The following is a 22076-nucleotide window of genomic DNA, read 5'->3' on the forward strand; positions in this document are numbered from 1 at the left end:
AGCGGCAGGTCGATGTCGCATCAAGGAGTGGTACTGGCCACGCCCCTTCGCTGCCGAGGGGGCATGGCCAGGCCCGCTTTCGCCATCCACGCGCGGCCGCAGCATGACCGACGCGTTTCGCTTACAGGAGTGCAGTTCCCATGACGACCGATAGCCGCCAGTTGGCGGCTCCATCCCGCCGCCACGCCGGAGCTGCACCCAGGAGCCGAATGCTCGCGTTCGCTCTCTTGCTCGCGCTGCCCACGCTGCACGTCAACGCGGCGCAATCGCCGACCGCCCCCACCGCCACCACGCTCAGCCCCGAAGCGATCGACCAGCAGTGGCTCGATGCCACCGCTGCCTATGCGCCCGAACGCGAGCGCCTGGTGCGCGAAGCCGAAGCCGGCGCGCGCAGGGGCCCGTTCCGTCCCGACTGGGCGGCACTGAAGGCGTATCAATCGCCGGCGTGGTACGACAACGCCAAGTTCGGCATCTTCATCCACTGGGGCGTGTTCTCGGTGCCGGCGTTCGGTAGCGAGTGGTATTCGCGCAACATGTATCTGCAAGGCTCCAAGGAATTCGCCCATCATGTGGCCACCTACGTGCCGCAGGCCAGCAGCGGCTACAAGGACCTGATTCCCAAGTTCACCGCGCCCAAGTTCGACTCGACTGGCTGGGCCAAGCTGTTTCGGCAATCCGGTGCGCGCTATGTGGTGCCGGTCGCCGAACACCACGATGGTTTTGCGCTGTACGACTCGAAGTTGTCCGACTGGACCGCGATGAAGATGGGGCCCAAGCGCGACCTGCTGGGCGAGCTGTCCAAGGCCATTCGCGCGCAGGGGCTGCATTTCGGGCTGTCATCGCACCGCGCCGAACACAACTGGTTCTTCGATGGCGGGCGCAAGTTCGATTCGGACGTCAACGATCCGCGTTACGCCGCGCTGTACGGTCCGGCGCAGGTGCGCTTGCCGGGCAAGGACGATGCCGATGTGGCCAACGACTGGACGCCGGTCTCGCAGGCCTGGCTGGACGATTGGCTGGCGCGCACTACCGAGTTGATCGACACCTATCAACCGGACCTGATCTATTTCGATTGGTGGATTGCCCACCCCACCTTCCGCCGCAGCCTGCCGACGATGTTGGCGTATTACTACAACCAGGGCGCAGCGCGTACCGAGGCCGACCGCGGCGTGGTGGTGAACTACAAGCTCGGCGCCTTCCCGGAAGGCGCTGGCACGCTGGATATCGAGCGCGGCCAGCTCACCGGCATCCACCCCACGCATTGGCAGACCGACACCTCGGTCAGCAATGCCTCGTGGGGCTACATCGAGAACGACACCTATAAGTCGCCCACCTTCATCATCCACATGCTGGCCGACGTGGTGGCCAAGAACGGCAACCTGATGCTCAACATCGGCCCGCGCGCCGATGGCTCGATCCCGGACACCGAGCGCGGCATCCTGCTGGCGATCGGCAAGTGGCTCAAGACCAACGGCGCCGCGATCTACGACAGCAAGCCGTGGCGCGTGTATGGCGAAGGCCCCACGGAAGTGGTGGGCGGCACCTTCCAGGACATCAAGACCAAGCCGTACACCTCCGAAGATTTCCGCTTCACCACGCGCGACGGCGCGCTGTATGCGATCGAACTCGGCTGGCCGAGCAATGGCGAGGCGGTGATCCGCTCGCTCAAGGCCGCCGACGGCGTGCGCGCTGTGACCTTGCTGGCAAACGGCAAGAAGATCCCGTTCGAACAACGCGCCGACGGCCTGCATCTGCGCCTGCCGGTCAAGCCGGTTGGCGAGAGCGCCTATGTGTTCCGCATCGACCTTTCTTCCCCCACTCCCTGACGGATGTTGTCTTTCATGAGCAAGCGATTGACCTGGATGTTGCTCGCGCTGGCATTTGCCTGCGCCCCGGCCTTGGCCAAAAACCCCACGGCGTTGTTCTATCTGATGAACACGCAGAAATCGACCAACTCGTTCATCGCCAACGTCGACAAGATCGATGTGGTGGTGCCCACCTGGTATGGCGTGGACCAGAACGGCCTGGTCAACGGCACCCCCAACATGTATCTGTACGACATCGCCAAGCAGCACAAGTTGCGGGTGATGCCGATCCTGTCGATGACCACCGGTCGCGAAGGCTTCCACAAGCTGATGCATGACGAAGCCGCCAAGAAGCGCATGATCGAATCGCTGCTCATCCACGGCAAGCAGCACAAGTACTACGGCTTCCAGTTCGATTTCGAAAACATCGCCTGGACCGACCGCGACGCCTACACGCTGATGGTCAAGCAGACCGCAGATGCGCTGCACAAGGCCGGGTTCAAGATGTCGGTCGCCGTGGTGCCGAATGCACCGGGTTATGCCGAAGGCGGCCAGTTCTCCAAGTGGATGTGGGAATACTGGCGCGGCGCGTACGACCTCAAGGCGCTGGGCCAGGCGGTGGATCTGGTCAGCCTGATGACCTACGACCAGCACACGCGCTGGACCACGCCGGGCCCGGTCGATGGCATGGTGTGGATGAAGAAGCACCTGGATTACGCCATCACCCAGGTACCGAAAGACAAGCTGTCGCTGGGTATCGCCACCTACGGCTACCGCTGGTACACCGGCAACCCGGTGAAGGAAGACGGTACCGAGGCATCGAATATTTCCGCAACGTATATCGATGCGGACGAGTCGTTCCCACTGGCGCAGGAACAGAACGCCACCGTGCAGTGGGATCCGGTCGAGCAGGAATCGTGGTTCTACTTCTATCGCGACGACATGCGCGAGTGGGTATTCCGCCCGGACGCACGTAGCTTCAAGGCACGTTACGAGCTGACCAAGCAATACGGCCTGGAAGGCTTCAGCTGCTGGGTGCTGGGCGCCGAAGACCCGAAGGTGTGGGACGAGCTGCCGACTGCGCAGCGCTAAGCGCAGCCGACGCGACGACGGCATAGTGATCAGGCGGGCGCGGTTGGTGCAAGGAATTGGACTGCGTGGTTGCAGTCCGGTTCCAGCGTTGCCCGCGCCCGTTTCGCAGCGACCGCTCCCACTGACGTGATCGCATGATCACGCAGCGCCCCCGCTGCGCAACGGGACGAAGCGTGCGCCAGTCACTGCGTCTTCCGACACGGCTTTGCTACTGTGCGTGGCTGCCGTGTACCGCCGCCATACCGGGATGTGATTGCATGATGTCGAACTCCGCACCCATTGCTCGCCTGACAGCCGTCGCGCCGTTCTCCTCGCGCCTGCTTGCGCTTGCGTTCGCAGCGATGTCGCTGGCCGGCTGCGGGCAACGTGCGCCAGGCACCTCGCCGGCCGCTGCCACGGCGGGCACCCCTGCCGCGGAAACCGCAAGCACGGCGGGTACTCCGTTGCCACTGATTCCCGCAGCAGTCGAGGTCAAACGCGGTAGCGGCAGCTTCACGGTGGGCGCCGGCACGGTGATCTCGATCGTGCCCGGCGACGCCGATGCACGGCGCAGTGCCGAACATCTGGCCGACCTGCTGCAACGCACGCGTGGGCTGCGCTTGGAAGTGCGCGCCGAAACCAGCGCATCGCCGGGCAGTATCCGCCTGGAGCGCAGCGCGCAGGCTCCGGTGGTGCACAAGGAAGGCTACAGCCTGGAGGCAGATGCCAAGGGCATGCGTATCACCGCGCGCGATGGTGCCGGCTTGTTGTATGGCGCAATCAGCGCCTGGCAATTGATGACACCGGATGCACGCAAGGGCGAGGTCCAGGTGCCGGCGGTGGCGATCCGCGACTGGCCGCGTTTCAGCTGGCGCGGCCAGCATCTGGATGTGGCCCGGCATTTCCATGATGTGGACACGGTCAAGCATGTGCTCGATACGATGGCCCTGCACAAGCTCAACGTGCTGCATTGGCATCTCACCGATGACCAAGGCTGGCGCATCGAGATCAAGCGCTATCCCAAGCTCACCGAGGTGGGCGCATGGCGTACACCGCCCGGCGCCGGCCAGCACGGCACGCCGCAGCGTTATGGCGGCTTCTACACACAGGAACAGATCAGCGAGATCGTCGCCTATGCGGCGCGCCTGCATATCACCGTGCTGCCCGAACTGGACATGCCCGGCCATGCGCAGGCGGCCGTTGCTGCCTATCCCGAGGAAGTGGGCGTACCCGGCGCACGCACGCAGGTGGGCGTGGACTGGGGCGTCAACCCCTACCTGTTCAACACCAGCGAACGCAGCCTGACCTTCATCACCAACGTGCTGGACGAAGTGCTGACGTTGTTCCCGTCGACCTACATCCACATCGGTGGCGATGAGGCGGTGAAGGATCAATGGGAGGCCTCGCCGGCGGTGCGCGCGCAGATGCGCAAGCTCGGGGTCAAGGACGCGCATGCGATGCAAGGCTGGTTCAACGAACAGCTGGCGGCCTACCTCACCCAGCACGGCCGGCGCATGATCGGCTGGGATGAAATTCTGGAAGGCGGCGTGCCGGCCAGTGCGTCGGTGATGTCGTGGCGCGGCATCGAAGGTGCAGTGACCGCAGCAAAGCAGGGCCACGATGTGGTGCTGGCGCCGGGCGACTGGCTCTATCTGGACAACCTGCAAACCACGCGCAGCGATGAACCGAACGGTCGCCTGACCGTATTGCCGCTGTCCAAGGTCTACGCATTCGACCCGGTGCCGGCCGAGCTCGGCGCCGAACAGGCCAGGCATGTACTGGGCGCACAAGGCGCGCTGTGGTCCGAATACATCCCCTCGCGCTGGCATGTGGATCACGCCCTGTTTCCGCGGCTGGCTGCGGTAGCGGAAGTGACCTGGTCGCCGCCGGCAGCGCGCAACTGGGACAGCTTTCTGGCGCGCATGCCAGCGCAGCTGCAGCGCTACAAGGCGCTGGGCATCGACTATAGCGACGGCGCCTTCGCAGCCGATATCGCGTTGGAAGGCGGATCTAATCCGGTGCTCGCCGGCGGGCCGGCCAAGGTGGCGCTGAGCACGCAAGCCGGCGCGGGCATGCTGCACTACACCATCGACGGCAGCGAGCCCACGCCGGCATCGCCGCGCTACAGCGCGCCGTTCGCGATTCAATTGCCGACCACGGTCAAGGCCACCACGTTCGATGCGGGCGGCACGCCGCTGGCGGCCACGCGCAGCCGTACCTTCGATCGCGCGAGCTTGTTGCGGGTGGATACGCAGGGATTGCAGCACTGCGTCGACACCAGCGCGCTCGGCTTGCGCCTGCCGCTGTTGCCGGAGATGACCGGCGCCGACACGCCGGTGTACAACGTCGACCTGTTCCATGCCTGCCGCCTGTATCCGCAGGCACGGCTGGACGGTATCGGCGCCATCCGCATCGACGCCGCACGCCTGCCCAACAACTTCGGCCTGGCGCACGAGCAATCCAAGGTCGTGCAATACCCGGCCAAGACCCGCGGCGGTGAGCTGGAAGTGCGCCTGGGCTGCGACGGCGAGCTGATCGCCAGCGTGCAGCTGCCGCGCAGCGACACCCTGGGCGAACAATTCACCCTGGAAACCGCACTGCCTGCACGCACCGGCATCCACGATCTGTGCCTGCGCTTCACCGCGCCGATCCGTGGCCCCCTGTATGCCATCGGCGCCGTCCAATTGATTGAAACCACTGCGCAGGCGCCCCCCGCCGCCACGCGCTGAGCCACCCTAGGAGAGTCACGCATGCCCCTGTCCCGTCATCGTTTTGTTCCCGCGCCCGCCCGTCTCGGGCTTGCCCTGGCCTTGGCCCTCTCGCAGGCCTGGGCAGCGCCGCCTTCGGCAGTGACGCTGGACAGCGGCTGGCAGGTGCGGCTGGTGCCGGGTCAGGAGCAGGGCAAGACGTATCCGAAGGCAGCGGCGTGGCTACCGGCGCAGGTGCCCGGTGCGGTGCAGACCGACCTGATCGCCGCCAAGATCGTGCCCGACCCGTTCTATCGCGACAACGAAGGCAAGATCCAGTGGGCCGGCCTGAGCGATTGGCAGTACCAGACCCGCTTCAACGTCGATGCAGCCACGCTTAAGCGCGAACATGTCGAGCTGGTGTTCGACGGCCTGGACACGTTTGCCGAGGTCACCCTCAATGGCAAGAAGCTGCTCAGCGCCGACAACATGTTCCGGCAGTGGCGCGTGGATGCGAAATCCCTGCTCAAGCGCGGCGATAACGTGCTCGAGGTCAAGCTGTATTCGCCGATCAAGAAGATCCAGCCGTGGCTGGCCAAGCAGCCGTATGCGCTGCCGGGCGCCTACGATTCGGCGTTCGGCGACGAGCCCGAAGCACGCCACAGCTCGACCTATGTGCGCAAGGCGCCGTACAACTTCGGTTGGGATTGGGGCCCGCGCATGGTCAACGCCGGCATCTGGAAGGATGTGCGCGTGGAAGCGTGGGACGCCGTGCGTGTGGATGGGCTGCATATTGCCCAGCAACGCGTGGATGCCGATAGCGCGCAATTGCAGGCGCAGCTGGACCTGCAGGCCGGCCGCAGCGGGCCGGTGCAGGTGACGCTGGATGTACTGGGCCCGGATGGGCAGAAAGTCGGCCAGTTCACCCAGGACGCGGTGGTCGATCCCGGCCGGAACCGCATCGACCTGGCGGTGCGCATCGCCCATCCCAAGCGCTGGTTTCCGGCCGGTTACGGCGCGCAGGACCGCTACACCTTTGTGGCCAACGTGCGCGATGCCGATGGCGACAGCCAGCAGATCAAGCGCGTCACCGGCCTGCGTTCGGTGGAGCTGCGCCGCGAAAAAGACCAGTTCGGCAAGAGCATGGAGATCGTGATCAACGGCATCCCGATCTTCGCCAAGGGGGCCAACCTGATTCCGCTGGATGCCTTCCCGGCACGTGTCACGCACGAGCGCATGCGCAGCACCTTGCAGGATGCGCGCGATGCCAACATGAACATGCTGCGCATGTGGGGCGGCGGGCATTACCAGGACGACTATTTTTACGACGTCGCCGACGAACTGGGCATCATGATCTGGCAGGACTTCATGTTCGGCGGCGCGGTACCGCCGTACGACGTGGAGTTCCGCGAGAACACCCGGCAGGAGGCGATCGAACAGGTCAAGCGGCTGCGCGACCACCCCAGCATCGTGTTGTGGTGCGGCAACAACGAGGTGCAGACCGGCTGGGAAAACTGGGGCGACCGGGTTAAGTTCAAGCAGTCGGTGGACCCGGAAGAACGCGCCCGCATCGAACGCGGCATGACCACCCTGTTCGGCACCGTGTTCCGCGAAGTGGTGGCCACCTACGATAGCGATGTGCCGTACTGGGCTACCTCGCCGGGCACCGATTTCGATGGCGCGGCCGACCAGACCAACGATGGCGACATGCATTACTGGAAGGTGTGGGGCGGCCCTGCCCTGCCGGTCACCGAGTACCTCAACGTCACCCCGCGCTTCATGTCCGAATACGGCCTGCAGTCGTTCCCCGACATGCGCACCGTGCGTGCGTTTGCCGAGCCTGGCGACATGGATCCGGAATCGCCGGTGATGCGCGTGCATCAGAAGTTCGACAAGGGCAACGGCAACAAGCGGCTGATGCTATACATCCGCCGCGAATTCGGCGAGCCCAAGGATTTCGAAAGCTTCGTCTACCTGAGCCAGCTGATGCAGGCCGAAGGCATCAACATCGCCGCCTCGCATCTGCGCGCCTCGCGTCCGCAGTCGATGGGTTCGCTGTACTGGCAGCTCAACGATGTGTGGCCGGGCGCGTCGTGGTCCAGCGTGGATTACTACGGCCGCTGGAAGGCGCTGCATTACCACGCACGCCGATTCTACGCGCCGGACATGATTGCCGCGTTGCGCAACGACAAGGGCCAGACCGAGGTGTCGCTGGTGTCCGACCGCACCACCCCGCTGGCAGCACGCTGGCGCATGCGGGTGATGGGCATGGATGGCAAGGTGCTGAGCAAGCGCGAAGAAAAAGCCACGGTCAAACCGCTGAGCAGCCTGAAGGTGGGCAACTTCACCGACAAGCAATTGCTGGGCAGCGCCGATCCCAAGCGCACCTATGCAGTGTTCGAGCTGTTGGACGGCGACAGGCTGCTCTCGCGTGAGGTGGTGTTCTTCGCGCCGGCCAAGCAGCTTGCCTTGCCGGCCGCGAAGATCGACGGCCAGTGGCGTGCCGATGGTGATGGCTACGCACTCACACTGACCAGCAACACGCTGGCGCGCGAGGTCTGGCTGTCGTTCGGCGATGTGGATGCCACGCTGTCGGACAATGCCTTCGACCTGCTGCCGGGCGAGCCGCTGACCGTGCATGTCTCCAGCAAGTTTCCGCTCGCGCAGGTGCAGGCGGCGCTGCAGGTGCGCGATCTGGCCTCGACCCTGGCTGGCGCACCGGCCAAGCCGCAGGAGGCAGCGGCTGCGAAATAAGAAGCAGGGCGGCCCTCATCCGCCCTTCGGGCACCTTCTCCCGCAACGCGGGAGAAGGATTGGATTTCCTGCAATGAGAGACTGGATTTCTCGCAATTGAAGGACTGGATTTCCTGCAATGAGAGACTGGATTTCTCGAAATGAGAGACTGGATTTCTTGAAATGAATGACTTGGTTTCTAGCAATGAAGGACTTGATTTCTTGCGATGAGAGACTCGATCTCTTGCGATGCACATCTTCCTTCGCGCATGAATGCCCTTCTCCCGCTGGCGGGAGAAGGTGCCCCGCAGGGGCGGATGAGGGCCCACCGCAAGACCAGCACCAGCCGTCACCCACGGCACGCATGCCACCGCCGCGCCTCACCCTTCACCTCGCCGCAGCCATTGCGGCACTACCAGAACAATGCCCAGCGGCCTTGGCCGCTGCCCAGGAGTGAATCCATGTCGTCCGTGTTTGTATCGCGCCTTGCCATGGCAGTGGGCCTTGGCCTGACACTGCCCTGCCTCGCCCTTGCCGCCCCTGCCGAACGGGGCGGATCGCCCGAACAGCGCGCCGCCGCCCTGGTCGCGCAAATGAGCCGCGAAGAAAAAGTGGCGCAGGCCATGAACGATGCACCGGCGATTCCGCGCCTGGGCATCCCCGCCTACGAGTGGTGGAGCGAAGGTCTGCACGGCATCGCGCGCAACGGTTACGCCACGGTGTTTCCGCAGTCGATCGGCCTGGCGGCGAGCTGGAATACCCGCCTGATGCAACAGGTGGGCACGGTGGTTTCCACCGAAGCGCGCGCCAAGTTCAACCAGGCCGGTGGTCCGGGCAAGGACCATAAACGCTACGCCGGCCTGACCATCTGGTCGCCCAACATCAACATCTTCCGCGACCCGCGCTGGGGCCGTGGCATGGAAACCTACGGCGAAGATCCGTTTCTCACTGGGCAAATGGCGGTGGGCTTCATCCGCGGCCTGCAGGGCGAGGATCTCGACCATCCACGCACGATCGCCACGCCCAAGCACATCGCGGTGCACAGCGGCCCCGAGCCGGGACGGCATGGCTTCGATGTGGATGTGTCGCCGCACGATGTGGAAGCGACCTATACGCCTGCGTTTCGCGCCGCGCTGGTCGAAGGCCAGGCCGGCTCGGTGATGTGCGCCTACAACTCGTTGCACGGCACCCCGGTCTGCGCAGCGGACTGGCTGCTCAACGGCCGCGTGCGCGGCGACTGGGGCTTCAAGGGCTTTGTGGTGTCCGACTGCGATGCCGTGGACGACATGACCCAGTTCCATTACTTCCGCCCGGACAACGCCGGCTCGTCGGCCGCCGCACTGAAGGCTGGGCATGATCTCAATTGCGGGCATGCCTATCGCGAACTCGGCACGGCGATCGCGCGCGGCGAAGTGGACGAAGCCTTGCTCGACCAATCGTTGGTGCGCCTGTTTGCCGCGCGCTACCGCCTGGGCGAGCTGGAGGCTCCGCGCAAGGATCCGTACGCGCGGCTCGGCGCGAAGGACGTGGACAACGCAGCGCATCGTGCGCTGGCCTTGCAGGCGGCCGCCGAGTCGATCGTGCTGCTGAAGAACGATGCCGACACCTTGCCGCTCAAAGCCGGCACACGTGTGGCGGTGATCGGCCCGAATGCCGACGCACTGGCTGCATTGGAGGCCAATTACCAGGGCACCTCGTCTGCGCCGGTAACGCCATTGCTGGGCCTGCGTCAGCGCTTTGGCGCGCAGCAGGTGAGCTACGCACAAGGCGCACCGCTGGCTGCCGGCGTGCCCGGCATGATCCCGGAGACCGCACTGCGCAGCGATGACAAGCCGGGGCTGCGTGGCGAATATTTCGACAACCTCGACATGCGCGGTGCTGCACGCGTGGTGCGGCAGGACCGCACGGTGAGCTTCAACTGGGATCAGGTCGCCCCGGCGAAGGGAGTGCCGGCTGACCGGTATGCGGTGCGCTGGAGCGGCGAACTGCTGCCGCCCAGCGCTGGCGATTACACCCTGGCAGTGCGCGTGGCGCGTTGCTTCGATTGCAGCGGACACGACCCCGTCCGCCTGTATATCGACGACAAGCTGGTGGTTGCCGGCAACGCCGAAGACAAGCACGTGCCGGCCGGCATGCACAACGCCGACGGCCGCAGCGTGGAAACCGTGCTGCATTTCGACGACACCCGCCCACGCAAGATTCGCCTGGAAATGGAGCACCGCGGCCAGGATCAGGGCGTGCGCCTGGAATGGCTGGCTCCTGCCGCCGCGCAACTGGCCGAGGCCGAGCAGGCCGTGGCACAGGCAGACGCGGTGGTCGCCTTCGTTGGCCTGTCGCCGGATGTGGAAGGCGAAGAGTTGCGGATCGATGTCCCCGGCTTCGACGGCGGCGACCGCAACGACATCGCCCTGCCCGCCACGCAGCAAGCGTTGCTCGAACGGGCAAAGGCCTCGGGCAAACCGCTGGTGGTGGTACTGATGAGCGGCAGCGCGGTGGCCTTGAACTGGGCCAAGACGCATGCCGATGCGATCGTGGCCGCGTGGTACCCGGGCCAGTCCGGCGGCACCGCGATCGCGCGCATGCTGGCCGGCGACGACAATCCCGGCGGCCGCCTGCCGGTGACCTTCTACCGCTCCACCAAGGACCTGCCGGCCTACGTCAGTTACGACATGAAGGGCCGCACCTATCGCTACTTCAAGGGCGAGCCGCTGTTTCCGTTCGGCTATGGCCTGAGCTACACCCGCTTTGCCTACGACGCGCCGCAGCTATCCACCACCACGCTGCAAGCCGGCAACACGTTGCAGGTGACCACGACCGTGCGCAACACCGGTGTACGTGCTGGCGACGAAGTGGCGCAGGTGTATCTGCAATATCCGGACCGCCCGCAGTCGCCGTTGCGCAGCCTGGTCGGTTTTCAGCGCGTGCATCTTGCGGCGGGCGAGCAACGCACGCTGAGCTTCGAGCTGGATGCGCGCGCCTTGAGCGACGTGGACCGCAGCGGACAGCGCGCGGTGGAAGCCGGCAGCTACACGTTGTTCGTCGGCGGTGGGCAGCCGGGCACCGGCGCCGTTGGCAATGCGGCGTCGTTTTCGATCCAGGGACGTTCGCCGTTGCCCAAGTAATGTCCCTGATTGCGTGACGCACAAAGGCGCCGGCTGTCTGGGCCGGCGCCTGTTGCGTCGACGCGTGATGAAGGCCACGCCGGTGCGTGGCCACACGTTGATCTGAGCACCCGCTCGCAACTGTCTGGAATTCGAAACGGCGCCCGCTGGTCACTGCCGCGGGGCCAGCGCAATGCAAGGGGCGTGCGGTGTGCCGGTGCCGGTGCAGGTGCTGCTGGTGTTGCCATTGACGGCGCCAGCGTGGCACCGGCTTAGCGCCATCCACCGCCTGTCCTTTTAGCCAACAAGCTGGGGGGCGAGGGTCCGAGCGAGCCTCGCATACCCGGCGGCGGCAGGCTGGCGCTAGCGGTCTTTCGCGCCGCCGGCACCGAGGCTCAACGCGCAGCGCACTCCCACGCATACGGCGGAGAATTGTGCGACCGCACTATGCACGTTCGGCGCACACGTTGTATGGTCATCGGGAATTGGTCATGCATAGGTCTCATCCTTCGCCGGCAGGTAGCGCGGCGCTGGAGCGGCACTGGCGTGCAGGCCCGCTGTCGAAATCCAAGGAGTTCCAGGTCATGCACACCCGCCGCGACATCCTTCAGCTGCTGGGCGCCAGTGCCGGTGCCGGCCTGCTCGCCGGTGCCCTGCCCGCGCTTGCGGCCGCGCCCGCTGCCGGCACGTCTAGCACAACCGGCCGCTTTGTCAGCAAGCGTCCACCCAAAGCGCAGCGCCGCTTTGTCAGCAAGGCAGTCGAGCAGCAAATCGCGCAGGTCAAGGCGCGCATCGCCGACCCCGAACTGGCCTGGCTGTTCGAGAACTGCTACCCAAACACCCTAGATACCACGGTGGAAACCGGCACTCGCAACGGCAAGCCGGACACCTTCGTCATCACCGGCGACATCCACGCGATGTGGCTGCGCGATTCCTCCGCGCAGGTGCACCCGTACGTGCCGCTGGCCAAGCACGACCCGGCGTTGCGGCGCATGTTCCATGGCCTGATCCAGCGCCAGGCCGCATGCATCACGCTCGACCCGTACGCCAACGCGTTCCTGCCCGATGGCCAGACCCAGCGCCTGAAGTGGTCGCTCAACGACATCACCGACATGAAGCCCGGCGTGGGCGAGCGCAAGTGGGAAATCGATTCGCTGTGCTACCCCATCCGCATTGCGCACGAATACTGGCGCGCCACCGGCGATGCCGCACCGTTCGACGACGACTGGCGCGCGGCGATGCATGTGGTGGTCAAGACCTTCCGCGAGCAGCAGCGCAAGGACAACCGCGGCCCGTACGTGTTTCAGCGCCCCTCGCCACTGGCCACCGAAACCCTGGTGCTGGAAGGCTACGGCCAGCCGACCAAGCCCAACGGCATGATCCACTCGATGTTCCGCCCCTCCGACGATGCCTGCGTGTTTCCGTTGTTCGTGCCGGCCAACCTGTTTGCGGTGACCTCGCTGCGGCAGCTGGCCACGATGAGCACCGCCTTGCATCGCGACGCTGCCTTCGCCGCCGAGTGCACCGCGCTGGCCGGCGAAGTGGAAACCGCCACCCGCCAGTTCGGCCAGCAACGCGATGCCGACGGGCAGGCGTACTGGGCGTTCGAAGTAGACGGCTTCGGCAACCAGCTGTTCATCGACGACGCCAACGCGCCCGGCCTGCTCAGCCTGGCCTACCTGGGCTGCTGTGATCGCGCCGACCCGGTGTTCCTGCGCACGCGCCAGCTGGCCTGGAGCGAGCGCAACCCGTATTTCTCGCGCGGCACCGCCGCCGAAGGCGTCGGCAGCCCGCACAGCGGCATGGGCACGATCTGGCCGATGTCGATCATTCAATACGCGCTGGTCAGCGACGACGACGCGCAACTGCGCCAATGCCTGCAATGGTTGAAAACCACGCATGCCGGCACCGGCTTCATGCACGAGGCTTTTCACAAGGACAACCCGAACACCTTCACCCGCGACTGGTTCGCCTGGGCCAACACCTTGTTCGGCGAACTGATCATCGACCTGCATCAACGCAAACCCCAGCTGCTGCGTAGCGCCTGATCCATGCGCAGCGCCTGTTCTCAGCCCTTCTCCCGCACGCGGGCGAAAGTGCCCGAAGGGCGGATGAGGGCGCTCCCGCACCGGCCCATGATTTACGAGAGCAAACACACATGACAACACGACGCGGTTTTCTCCAAGGCGCCATCGCCGCAGCCCTGTTCGGCAGCGTCGGCCTGCCCGGCCTGCCCGGCCTGGCCCGCGCGCGTGCCGGCAATTACGCGCTACCGGCCGATGCGCGTGCCCGCGCCGACCTCACCCGGCATGTGGATGTGTTCATCGGCACCGGCGGCCATGGCCACACCTTCCCCGGCGCCACGTTGCCGTTCGGCATGGTGCAGCTCAGCCCCGACACCTACAACGCCGTGTGGGATTCGTGCTCGGGATACCACGAGTCCGACGGCTCGATCATGGGCTTCTCGCACACGCATCTCTCAGGCACCGGCATCGGCGACATGCTGGATTTCCTGCTGGTGCCCGCCACCGGCGAGGTCAAACTGGTGCCCGGCCCGCTCGACAACCCGGACGCCGGCTACCGCTCGCGCTACGACCATGCCGATGAAGCCGCATCGCCGGGTTACTACCGCGTGCGGCTCAAGGACAGCGGCGTGCATGCCGAACTTACCGCCACCGCGCGGGCTGGCCTGCACCGCTATCACTTCCCCAAGGGCAAACCCGCGCATGTGTTGCTGGACCTGTGCCACGGCATGCAGGACAAGCCAGGCATTCCCACCCGCGTCAGCGATGCGCAGCTACGCGTGGTCGACGAACGCACGCTTACCGGTGGGCGCCGCGTGTACCAATGGGCCAAGGGCCGCTACATCTATTTCGCCATGCGCCTCTCGCGCCCCTTCAAGCACGTGCAGTTGTACAACGAGGACCAAGCACTGGCCGCCGGCACGCGCAGCATCGACGGCACGCACCTCAAGGCCGTGTTGCATTACCCCGACGCTGCCGACGCCCCGCTGCTGATCAAGGTCGGCATCTCGGCCGTCAGCGCCGACAATGCACTGGCCAACCTGGACGCCGAATTGCCGGACTTCGACTTCGCGCGCGTGCATGCGCAAGCGGTGGCCGCCTGGGAAAAGGAACTGGCCCGCGTGCGCATCGACAGCGATGACGACGCGCAACGGCGCATCTTCTACACCGGCCTGTATCACAGCCTGCTGGCACCCACGCTGTTCTCCGACGTGGATGGCCGCTACCGCGGCATGGACCTGCAGATCCACACTGCGCCGAAGGGCTACAACAACTACAGCACCTACTCGTTGTGGGACACCTACCGCGCCGCGCATCCACTGCTCACGCTGGTACAGCCCGAGCGCGTGCCCGACCTGGTGCAATGCCTGGTGCGCGGCGCCAACGAATGCCCGGACGGCGTGGGCATCTGGCCGCTGCAAGGCGTGGAGACCGGCTGCATGATCGGCTATCACTCGGCCGTGGTGCTGGCCGAGGCGCATGCCAAGGGCTTCACCGGGATCGACTACAAGGCCGCGTGGCCGGCGTACCGCAAACGTGCAATGGACGATACCACCCACGGCATGGGCGAGTACCGCAAGCTCGGTTACATCCCCGCCGACAAAGTGGACGAAGCGGTCAGCCGCACGCTCGAATATGCCTACGACGACTGGGCCTGCGCACACCTGGCGCAGGCCGCCGGCGCCAGCGACGATGCACGCGCATTGCGCGAACGCTCGCGCAATTACCGCAACGTGTTCAATCGCGATAGCGGCTTCGTGCAGGCGCGGCTTGCCGACGGCAGCTGGGCCACACCGTTCGACCCGCGCGGCATGGGCCACATCGCCAAATGGCGCGATTTCACCGAATCCAACGCCTGGCAGGCCACCTTCCTCAACCAGCACGATCTGTACGGGTACATGGACTTGTACGGTGGCCGCGCGGGTTTCGTCGCCAAGCTGGACGAGCTGTTTTCCACCAGCTCCGAACTGCCCGCCGATGCACCGCCGGATATCGACGGCATGGTCGGCCAGTACGCGCATGGCAACGAGCCCAGCCACCATGTGGCGTATCTGTTCGCCTATGCCGGCCAGCCGTACAAGACCCAGGCGATGGTGCGCCGGTTGCTGCGCGAGCAGTATCACGACGCGCGCAACGGCCTGTCCGGCAACGAAGACTGCGGGCAGATGAGTGCGTGGTTCGTGCTCAGCGCACTGGGGCTGTATGCGGTGGACCCGGTCAGCGGCAACTACATCGTGGGCAGCCCCTTGTTCAAGCGCGCCACGCTGGAGGTGGGCAACGGCCGCACGCTGCACATCGTGGCCAAGGACAACAGCGCGCAGAACGTCTATGTGCAGTCGCTCACCTTCAACGGCAAATCGCTCACCCGTGCCTGGCTCCGCCACACCGAGCTGGCTGCCGGTGGCACGCTGGAATTTGCGATGGGGCCCAAGCCGAACCCGGCCTTCGGCGCAGACAAGGAGGATCTGCCACCGTCGTTCGCGTAATGCCGGTCCGTCGCCTGCGCGAGCGGCGCGTTCGGTTCTTGCAACCCAAATGGAGAACGCCCTTCCCCGCTCACGCAAACAGGGATCGCTTTTCATTTGCCAGTGGAACTTGCTTTCTCTTTTCCGCAAGCGGGGATTGCTACTCCTTCTCCCGCAAGCGGGGATTGCTCTCCCTTCTCCCGCAAGCGGGAGAAGGTGCCCGAAGGGCGGATGAGGGCAACACCCAAACACCGGCCCCTGCCATCCACCCGCACCACCGGCCCTACCTACATCGAGACTTCCATGCTGCGTACCACTCTTGCTCCCCTGGTCCTGGCCCTGGCGCTCGCGCTGCCCGCCGCTGCCGCGACGCCCGAGTCCTGGCCCACCTTCGGCACCCAGGGCACGCAATTCGTGCGCGACGGCAAGCCGTACCAGCTGCTGTCCGGCGCCATTCATTTCCAGCGCATTCCGCGCGCATACTGGAAAGACCGCCTGCAAAAAGCGCGCGCCCTGGGCTTGAACACCGTAGAAACCTACGTGTTCTGGAACCTGGTGGAACCGCAGCAAGGCCAGTTCGATTTCTCCGGCAACAACGAAGTCGCCGCCTTCGTCAAGGAAGCCGCCGCGCAGGGCCTCAACGTGATACTGCGCCCCGGCCCTTACGCCTGCGCCGAATGGGAAGCCGGCGGCTACCCGGCCTGGTTGTTCGGCAAGGGCAACATCCGCGTGCGCAGTCGCGACCCGCGCTTTCTTGCCGCCAGCCAGGCGTATCTGGATGCGTTGGCCAAACAGGTGCAACCGCTGCTCAACCACAATGGCGGCCCGATCATCGCCGTGCAGGTCGAGAACGAATACGGCTCCTACGCCGACGATCACGCCTACATGGCCGACAACCGCGCCATGTACGTCAAGGCTGGCTTCGACAAGGCCTTGCTGTTCACCTCCGATGGCGCCGACATGCTCGCCAACGGCACCTTGCCCAACACCCTGGCGGTGGTGAACTTCGCGCCCGGCGAGGCCAAGAGCGCATTCGACAAGCTGATCAAGTTTCGCCCCGATCAACCGCGCATGGTCGGCGAATACTGGGCCGGGTGGTTCGACCATTGGGACAAGCCGCATGCCGCCACCGATGCCAGGCAACAGGCCGAAGAGTTCGAGTGGATCCTGCGCCAGGGCCACTCGGCCAATCTCTACATGTTCATCGGCGGCACCAGTTTCGGCTTCATGAATGGCGCCAATTTTCAGAACAATCCCAGCGACCACTACGCGCCGCAGACCACCAGCTACGACTACGATGCCATCCTCGACGAAGCCGGCCACCCCACGCCCAAATTCGCGTTGATGCGCGATGCCATCGCCCGCGTGACCGGCGTGCAACCGCCCGCATTGCCGGCGCCGATTGCCACCACCACGCTGCCGGCCACGCCGCTGCGCGAATCGGCCTCGCTCTGGGACAACCTGCCCACCCCGATCGCCATCGACACCCCGCAGCCGATGGAACAGTTCGGGCAGGATTACGGCTACATCCTTTACCGCACCACGATCACTGGCCCGCGCAAGGGCCCGCTGTATCTGGGCGATGTGCGCGATGTGGCGCGCGTGTACGTGGATCAACGACCAGTCGGTAGCGTTGAGCGGCGCTTGCAGCAGGTGTCGCTCGAGGTAGAGATTCCTGCAGGCCAGCACACCCTGGATGTGCTGGTCGAAAACAGCGGCCGCATCAATTACGGCACGCGCATGGCCGACGGCCGCGCCGGCCTGGTCGACCCGGTGCTGCTGGACAGCCAGCAGCTCACCGGCTGGCAGGCCTTCCCGCTGCCGATGCGCACGCCCGACAGCATCCGCGGCTGGACCGGCAAGGCGGTGCAAGGCCCGGCGTTCCACCGCGGCACCCTGCGCATCGGCACGCCGACCGACACCTATCTGGACATGCGCGCCTTCGGCAAGGGCTTTGCCTGGGCCAACGGCGTCAACCTGGGCCGCCACTGGAACATCGGCCCGCAGACCGCGCTGTATTTCCCTGCGCCATTCCAGCGCAAGGGTGACAACACGGTGGTGGTCTTCGACCTGGACGATGTTGCCACCCCCAGCGTGCGCGGCCTGAAGCAGCAGGTCTGGCTCACACCGAAGGAGTGAGGCTTACGCGGCGGCTGCTGCAGACGCGTGCTCGCTCGCACGGCCACAATCAGGTCGTAGACGCCGGCGCTGCGGCAGCCGCCTGCTCGCGGATGCGTGCTGCCTGTATTTCGGTGGCCAGCAGCGTGCCGCGCACGTGTGTCGTGTGCTGACGGGCCTGTTTCATGCAGAACCGGGCGAAGCCTGCAACGCCTTCTTGCGGCACGATCGCGTTCGAGGTCAGCACCCGGATCAGGCGTTGCTGCAAACCGGGCATCCTGGCGGCGGCGCGCGCCTGGCTTCGCGCATCTGGGCTTGCCAGCTCCTGCTCGGCCATCTGCAGTTCCTGCAGCATCAGGCTGATGGTGCGCTGCTGGGTGTCGTCGCGCATGCGCGCTTGGTGCAATTGCGCCAGTAAGCGTTCCGGCGCCCGATCGACCGTCGCAGCCGGCGTTTGGCCATGAGAATGCGGATCATCGTGCACGTCGGGCTGCGGAAGGTCCGCCTGCGCGCTGAGCTTGGTGTCGAGATATTTCTTCTGCAGTTCGAGGCAGCATTGCATGTAGGCGATCTGCGACTTCACCGAGCCGGGCGTTTGCAGCCACTGCGCAAACGCGGTTTCGGTCAGCACCGCGCTGTGCTTGGCATGGCTGCGCATCGCCTTACCGCGCGCCTGCTGCGGCTTACCGGTCAAGACCGCGCGCCCGTAATTGGCTGCTGCGCGCAGGGCTGCATTGACGCGCCGACCCAGCGGCGCCGCAGCTGCTGCTCGACCCGAGCCCTTGCCCTGGTCTGTCGAGCGCGGCTTGGCCGGATGCAATTTCTGCAGGTCGTCGGCACCGCTCTGCACAAACGCGTCCAGTGCGTTTTCCTGCCCGTCGATGCAGGCGTAGAGCGCACTGCGCAACTCGAATCCATGGTGGGGCACCGCGTTCTCTGCCGTGCTTGCACTCGAGGTGTCGGCAGTGGAAGCGGAGGGTTCCGGCAGTGCCGGTTGCCCATCACGTGCAGCAGAGGCGCCTTGGCGATGCGTCGGCTCCAGGCCGGGATCGGCGTCTGCAACGATCGCGTCTTCATCGCTTCCCGCCGCTTCCTCCGCCACTGACGTCAGTGCAACGTCCACCGCGGTTGGCTGCAACGGCTCGGCGAAGTTGGGCGCTTGCTGGGCTGCTGCACCCTCCGCCCCGCGTGCAGGCAATAGATCCGCCACCGCCAGTAGCGCGCGGTCGACGCCTGGCATGTCCTCGGTCTGGTACCTGCGATAGCGCTTCTGCTTGCCGTGCGCCAGCAGGAACTGATGGCTGCCGACCCCCATCGTGGCCGCACCGAGCAGACCTGCGCCGATGATCAGGCCGGTGCCCACCGGTGCGGCCACCGTGGCGCCGGCAACGACGGCCGCGCTGACGCCGACCTTGGTCAACGTACTGGCGGTGTAGGTGATTCCCCCCACAACAAAGCCCTTGTTCCACTGGTTGAACCGATGCGCAAAGTGGTCGTACTTGCCCAACTTGGTGTTCACGAAGTGCTGGTAGCGCTGTGCGCCAGGACTGAGTTCGCCAGGTTCGAGGTCGTGCAGGAAGCGCTGGACCCTGCCCACATCCACGGCAACACGCGTCCTTTCCCGACGCGACTGGTGCAGGAAGGTACCCCCCAATGCGGTGGCCGCCACGCTTGCCAACGGCGCGAGCACGAAGCTGCCGGCGATACCCGCCGCGGACGCAGCACCTGCGGCAGCGGCGCTGTGACCCACCAGGCCCGCCGCATTTGCGCTCTTGCTGGCGATGGCCAGCCCGCCCTGGATGCCGAGTTCGCTCGCCGCCTTGGTGAAGATCACCCCGGCCGAGGCCATGGAGGTCGCGGCAATGGCGCCGTCCCGCGCATTTCGCCGCTGCAGGTAGGCGTTGGTCTCGATCGCCTCGCTCAGTGCATGCGCGTGCGCATTTGTAGCGCCTGCAGGCGCTGCCGTGCCCAAGGCAGATTGCAGTGCCGCCTGCTCCGAGCGCAGGCGGCGCTCCTGCCGTCGCAAGTGCGTGCGCTGCTCGGCAACTTCGCGGGTTTCCTTGTACGCGGCATAGATCGCAAGACTCGACAGCGGCAGCATCGTGCCGCTGATGCCCAGGCTCATCGCCAGATCGAATGCGCCTGCCGGCGCGCCTTCCTCGGCAAGAGCGTGCAGGACGCCGTCCTCCGCTGCATGCCCAACCGCTTGCGGATCAGCCGGATGCCCGACGCCGGCATCCGGTGCGTGCGGCCCCTCCGGCGTCGGCGCATGCGGGGCATCTGCAGCGTGCGGCTGTACGGGATGCGCGGCCTGCGCTGGATGCGGCGGGTGGTGGCCATCCGGTGCCGCTGCATGCTCGGCCGGTGAGTGCTCGGGTGGATGCGCCGACTCCCCAGCGTCCGCAGACTGCCCGGGTTCTCCGCGGCGGGGAATGTCGTTGATCAATTCGGCCGTTTTGTCCGCGGTTCCGTGCAAGGGGTCGGCCACGTACTTGGCGACCACGAGCACGTCGTAGGCTGTCTCCGCTTCGGCAACCCGGGCGTTGGCGTCCCCGTGGTGCGGTCGTCGCTCGCTCTCATCGCGGTGTGTGCGTTTGGGCACTGGCCGCGTCCGCAGCACTTGCAACCCCATTGGCCACCCCTGTCCATCTTGCGGCAATTCCGCTGTGGGCGGCGTTTCAACGTCCGCACAATCGCGTGAGACAAGATGCTGTGCAGTGGATCGCTGGACACGCATGAGCAAACTCCAACCGGTGCAAAACGGCGATGGTGCGCCTGTCTTCTCCAGCCAGTCTTGCTGCGACGAACACGCGATTGCGTAAACGAACTCTCCGGCGCAACCGCGCTCCGCGCGGTTTATCCCGGAGAAAGCCGGCCGCTGGGACCTGCATGCTGGATGGGCAAATGCAAGACCCCGCACCGATGGCCTGGCGGAGCCGACACTGCCCCGCAAAGCGCCGAGATGGCGATCCGGCTGTCGAGCCGCCGCGTCCTGCAAGAGGTCCCCATCGCCTCGGGCCCTGTTGCGCAATCAGAGACCACCGCCGGAGCAGATTTCTGCCGATGGCACTTTAGACCTGGCCGCAGCCGCCGTTATCAGAACGTCCGGTGCCGCTGCGCCGCCCGCATACCGTCGAGGTATCGGACGGCACAGATTCCAGGCAATATCACCGGCTGACTCCGTTACGGATGCGCTTGCTTGCGACGTAGACGGCTTGATTGCAGGTTCCAGGAGCGTTGCATGTCGTCGTCTACCGTTGCACAAGAGTCCGTCCCCGCCGTTGCCGAGCACACCCAGAACGCCTTCGCCGAGCAGATCCACAGCCAGCCCATGGGCAGTGCCGAAGCCGCACACCTGATGACCTTCCTGTGCCAGACCGAATCGGCCAAGAAGCCGCAAACGCTGCTGCCGCCGCAAGTGCGCGACGACAACGCGGCCTGAGCGGGCCGTTTTCGCGGGCAAGCATGGCGACAGACGTGACGCTGCCGCCAGCGACGATTACTTCGCAGTGTCGAACGCGTTGAGCGCGGTGAGCAGACTGTTCAGAGTGTCTGCGGCACCGCCTTGGGCAACGTTCTCGACCTCTGCCGTGCAAGCGCTGGTCTCGACACCGTAGGTCTGCATCACGCCCTGGTTGTTGGCCGCCTGCGCCAGGGCGTTTTGCTGCTGTTGTGCAGCGATCGCATTCTGGAACAGGATGCCGCCCGAATGGGCCAGGCTCTGGTAAATCGAACCCATCGCAAACGCTGGGGCTTCGCCAACGACCTTGACGTTGGCCTGGGTGACGGCATCGGTGATCTGCGGATTGACTGCGGTTGGAAAAGCCATCAATGCACTCCTGAGTGAAGGGATGCACGGCGGTCTGCGTCGTGCCGGCCCATGGGTGCGAAGACCGCAACGCGGTCATGTCCCCGCAATACCGCCGACAAACCGCCACATCACGCTCGCCGTGCCATCCCGATAGCGGCCGGCGCGCGCGCAACTCGACCCTCGCAATGCCAGGTTTCGGCGCACGTCGCAGCATCAGTGTGATCGTGCACGCGGGTGCAAGGCTGCTGGGCAGTCTGCTGC

The 22076-nt window shown here is 65.6% G+C and carries 11 protein-coding genes; 9 read left to right on the plus strand and 2 right to left on the minus strand.

Annotation, left to right across the window (positions count from 1 at the left end; genetic code table 11):
* Positions 1-140 precede the first annotated feature (140 nt).
* The 8 genes from ACCQ03_RS15585 (at position 141) to ACCQ03_RS15620 (ending at position 18025) form a co-directional block, all read left to right on the plus strand.
* The gene (locus ACCQ03_RS15585) at positions 141-1826 is read left to right on the plus strand and encodes an alpha-L-fucosidase (protein WP_209225510.1); all 1686 of its coding nucleotides are present in this window, start codon (positions 141-143) and stop codon (positions 1824-1826) included.
* Positions 1827-1829: 3 nt separating this feature from the next.
* On the plus strand, positions 1830-2897 hold the full coding sequence (locus tag ACCQ03_RS15590) for a glycosyl hydrolase family 18 protein (protein ID WP_017155577.1): 1068 nt from the start codon (positions 1830-1832) through the stop codon (positions 2895-2897).
* Between the two features lie 257 nt (positions 2898-3154).
* Positions 3155-5605: a family 20 glycosylhydrolase gene (locus ACCQ03_RS15595; protein WP_209225513.1), complete on the plus strand. Its 2451-nt coding sequence runs from the start codon at positions 3155-3157 to the stop codon at positions 5603-5605.
* A 21-nt stretch (positions 5606-5626) separates the two neighbouring features.
* On the plus strand, positions 5627-8317 hold the full coding sequence (locus tag ACCQ03_RS15600) for a beta-mannosidase (protein ID WP_209225515.1): 2691 nt from the start codon (positions 5627-5629) through the stop codon (positions 8315-8317).
* Positions 8318-8757: 440 nt separating this feature from the next.
* Positions 8758-11418 carry a glycoside hydrolase family 3 C-terminal domain-containing protein gene (locus ACCQ03_RS15605; protein WP_150146718.1) on the plus strand — a complete coding sequence of 887 codons (2661 nt, stop codon included), beginning with the start codon at positions 8758-8760 and terminating at the stop codon, positions 11416-11418.
* Positions 11419-11981: 563 nt separating this feature from the next.
* Positions 11982-13445, plus strand: a complete 1464-nt coding sequence (locus ACCQ03_RS15610; protein ID WP_209225628.1) for a glycoside hydrolase family 125 protein — start codon at positions 11982-11984, stop codon at positions 13443-13445.
* A 110-nt stretch (positions 13446-13555) separates the two neighbouring features.
* Positions 13556-15907 carry a GH92 family glycosyl hydrolase gene (locus tag ACCQ03_RS15615; protein ID WP_209225517.1) on the plus strand — a complete coding sequence of 784 codons (2352 nt, stop codon included), beginning with the start codon at positions 13556-13558 and terminating at the stop codon, positions 15905-15907.
* Positions 15908-16189: 282 nt separating this feature from the next.
* Complete coding sequence (locus ACCQ03_RS15620; protein ID WP_150146722.1) at positions 16190-18025, plus strand: glycoside hydrolase family 35 protein; 1836 nt, start codon at positions 16190-16192, stop codon at positions 18023-18025.
* A 49-nt stretch (positions 18026-18074) separates the two neighbouring features.
* Here the strand turns inward: ACCQ03_RS15620 and xopK are convergent, their stop codons facing one another.
* A complete protein-coding gene (gene xopK, locus ACCQ03_RS15625) occupies positions 18075-20741 on the minus strand; it encodes a type III secretion system effector XopK (protein ID WP_280514358.1) in 2667 nt (888 codons plus the stop codon).
* 504 nt (positions 20742-21245) lie between these two features.
* Here xopK and ACCQ03_RS15630 point away from each other — a divergent pair.
* A complete protein-coding gene (locus ACCQ03_RS15630) occupies positions 21246-21446 on the plus strand; it encodes a hypothetical protein (RefSeq protein ID WP_209225519.1) in 201 nt (66 codons plus the stop codon).
* Positions 21447-21503: 57 nt separating this feature from the next.
* Here the strand turns inward: ACCQ03_RS15630 and ACCQ03_RS15635 are convergent, their stop codons facing one another.
* Entirely contained in the window at positions 21504-21833 is a 330-nt protein-coding gene (locus ACCQ03_RS15635; RefSeq protein WP_057680160.1) for a RebB family R body protein, read from the minus strand.
* Positions 21834-22076 lie beyond the last annotated feature (243 nt).

Source organism: Xanthomonas sp. NCPPB 3569 (assembly GCF_041475645.2).
Classification (GTDB): Bacteria; Pseudomonadota; Gammaproteobacteria; order Xanthomonadales; family Xanthomonadaceae; genus Xanthomonas; species Xanthomonas phaseoli.

Coding starts and splice junctions, on each gene's coding strand:
- ACCQ03_RS15585 (WP_209225510.1), top strand. CDS start 141: ATGACGACCGATAGCCGCCAGTTGGCGGCTCCATCCCGCCGCCACGCC.
- ACCQ03_RS15590 (WP_017155577.1), top strand. CDS start 1,830: ATGTTGTCTTTCATGAGCAAGCGATTGACCTGGATGTTGCTCGCGCTG.
- ACCQ03_RS15595 (WP_209225513.1), top strand. CDS start 3,155: ATGATGTCGAACTCCGCACCCATTGCTCGCCTGACAGCCGTCGCGCCG.
- ACCQ03_RS15600 (WP_209225515.1), top strand. CDS start 5,627: ATGCCCCTGTCCCGTCATCGTTTTGTTCCCGCGCCCGCCCGTCTCGGG.
- ACCQ03_RS15605 (WP_150146718.1), top strand. CDS start 8,758: ATGTCGTCCGTGTTTGTATCGCGCCTTGCCATGGCAGTGGGCCTTGGC.
- ACCQ03_RS15610 (WP_209225628.1), top strand. CDS start 11,982: ATGCACACCCGCCGCGACATCCTTCAGCTGCTGGGCGCCAGTGCCGGT.
- ACCQ03_RS15615 (WP_209225517.1), top strand. CDS start 13,556: ATGACAACACGACGCGGTTTTCTCCAAGGCGCCATCGCCGCAGCCCTG.
- ACCQ03_RS15620 (WP_150146722.1), top strand. CDS start 16,190: ATGCTGCGTACCACTCTTGCTCCCCTGGTCCTGGCCCTGGCGCTCGCG.
- xopK (WP_280514358.1), bottom strand. CDS start 20,741: ATGCGTGTCCAGCGATCCACTGCACAGCATCTTGTCTCACGCGATTGT.
- ACCQ03_RS15630 (WP_209225519.1), top strand. CDS start 21,246: ATGTCGTCGTCTACCGTTGCACAAGAGTCCGTCCCCGCCGTTGCCGAG.
- ACCQ03_RS15635 (WP_057680160.1), bottom strand. CDS start 21,833: ATGGCTTTTCCAACCGCAGTCAATCCGCAGATCACCGATGCCGTCACC.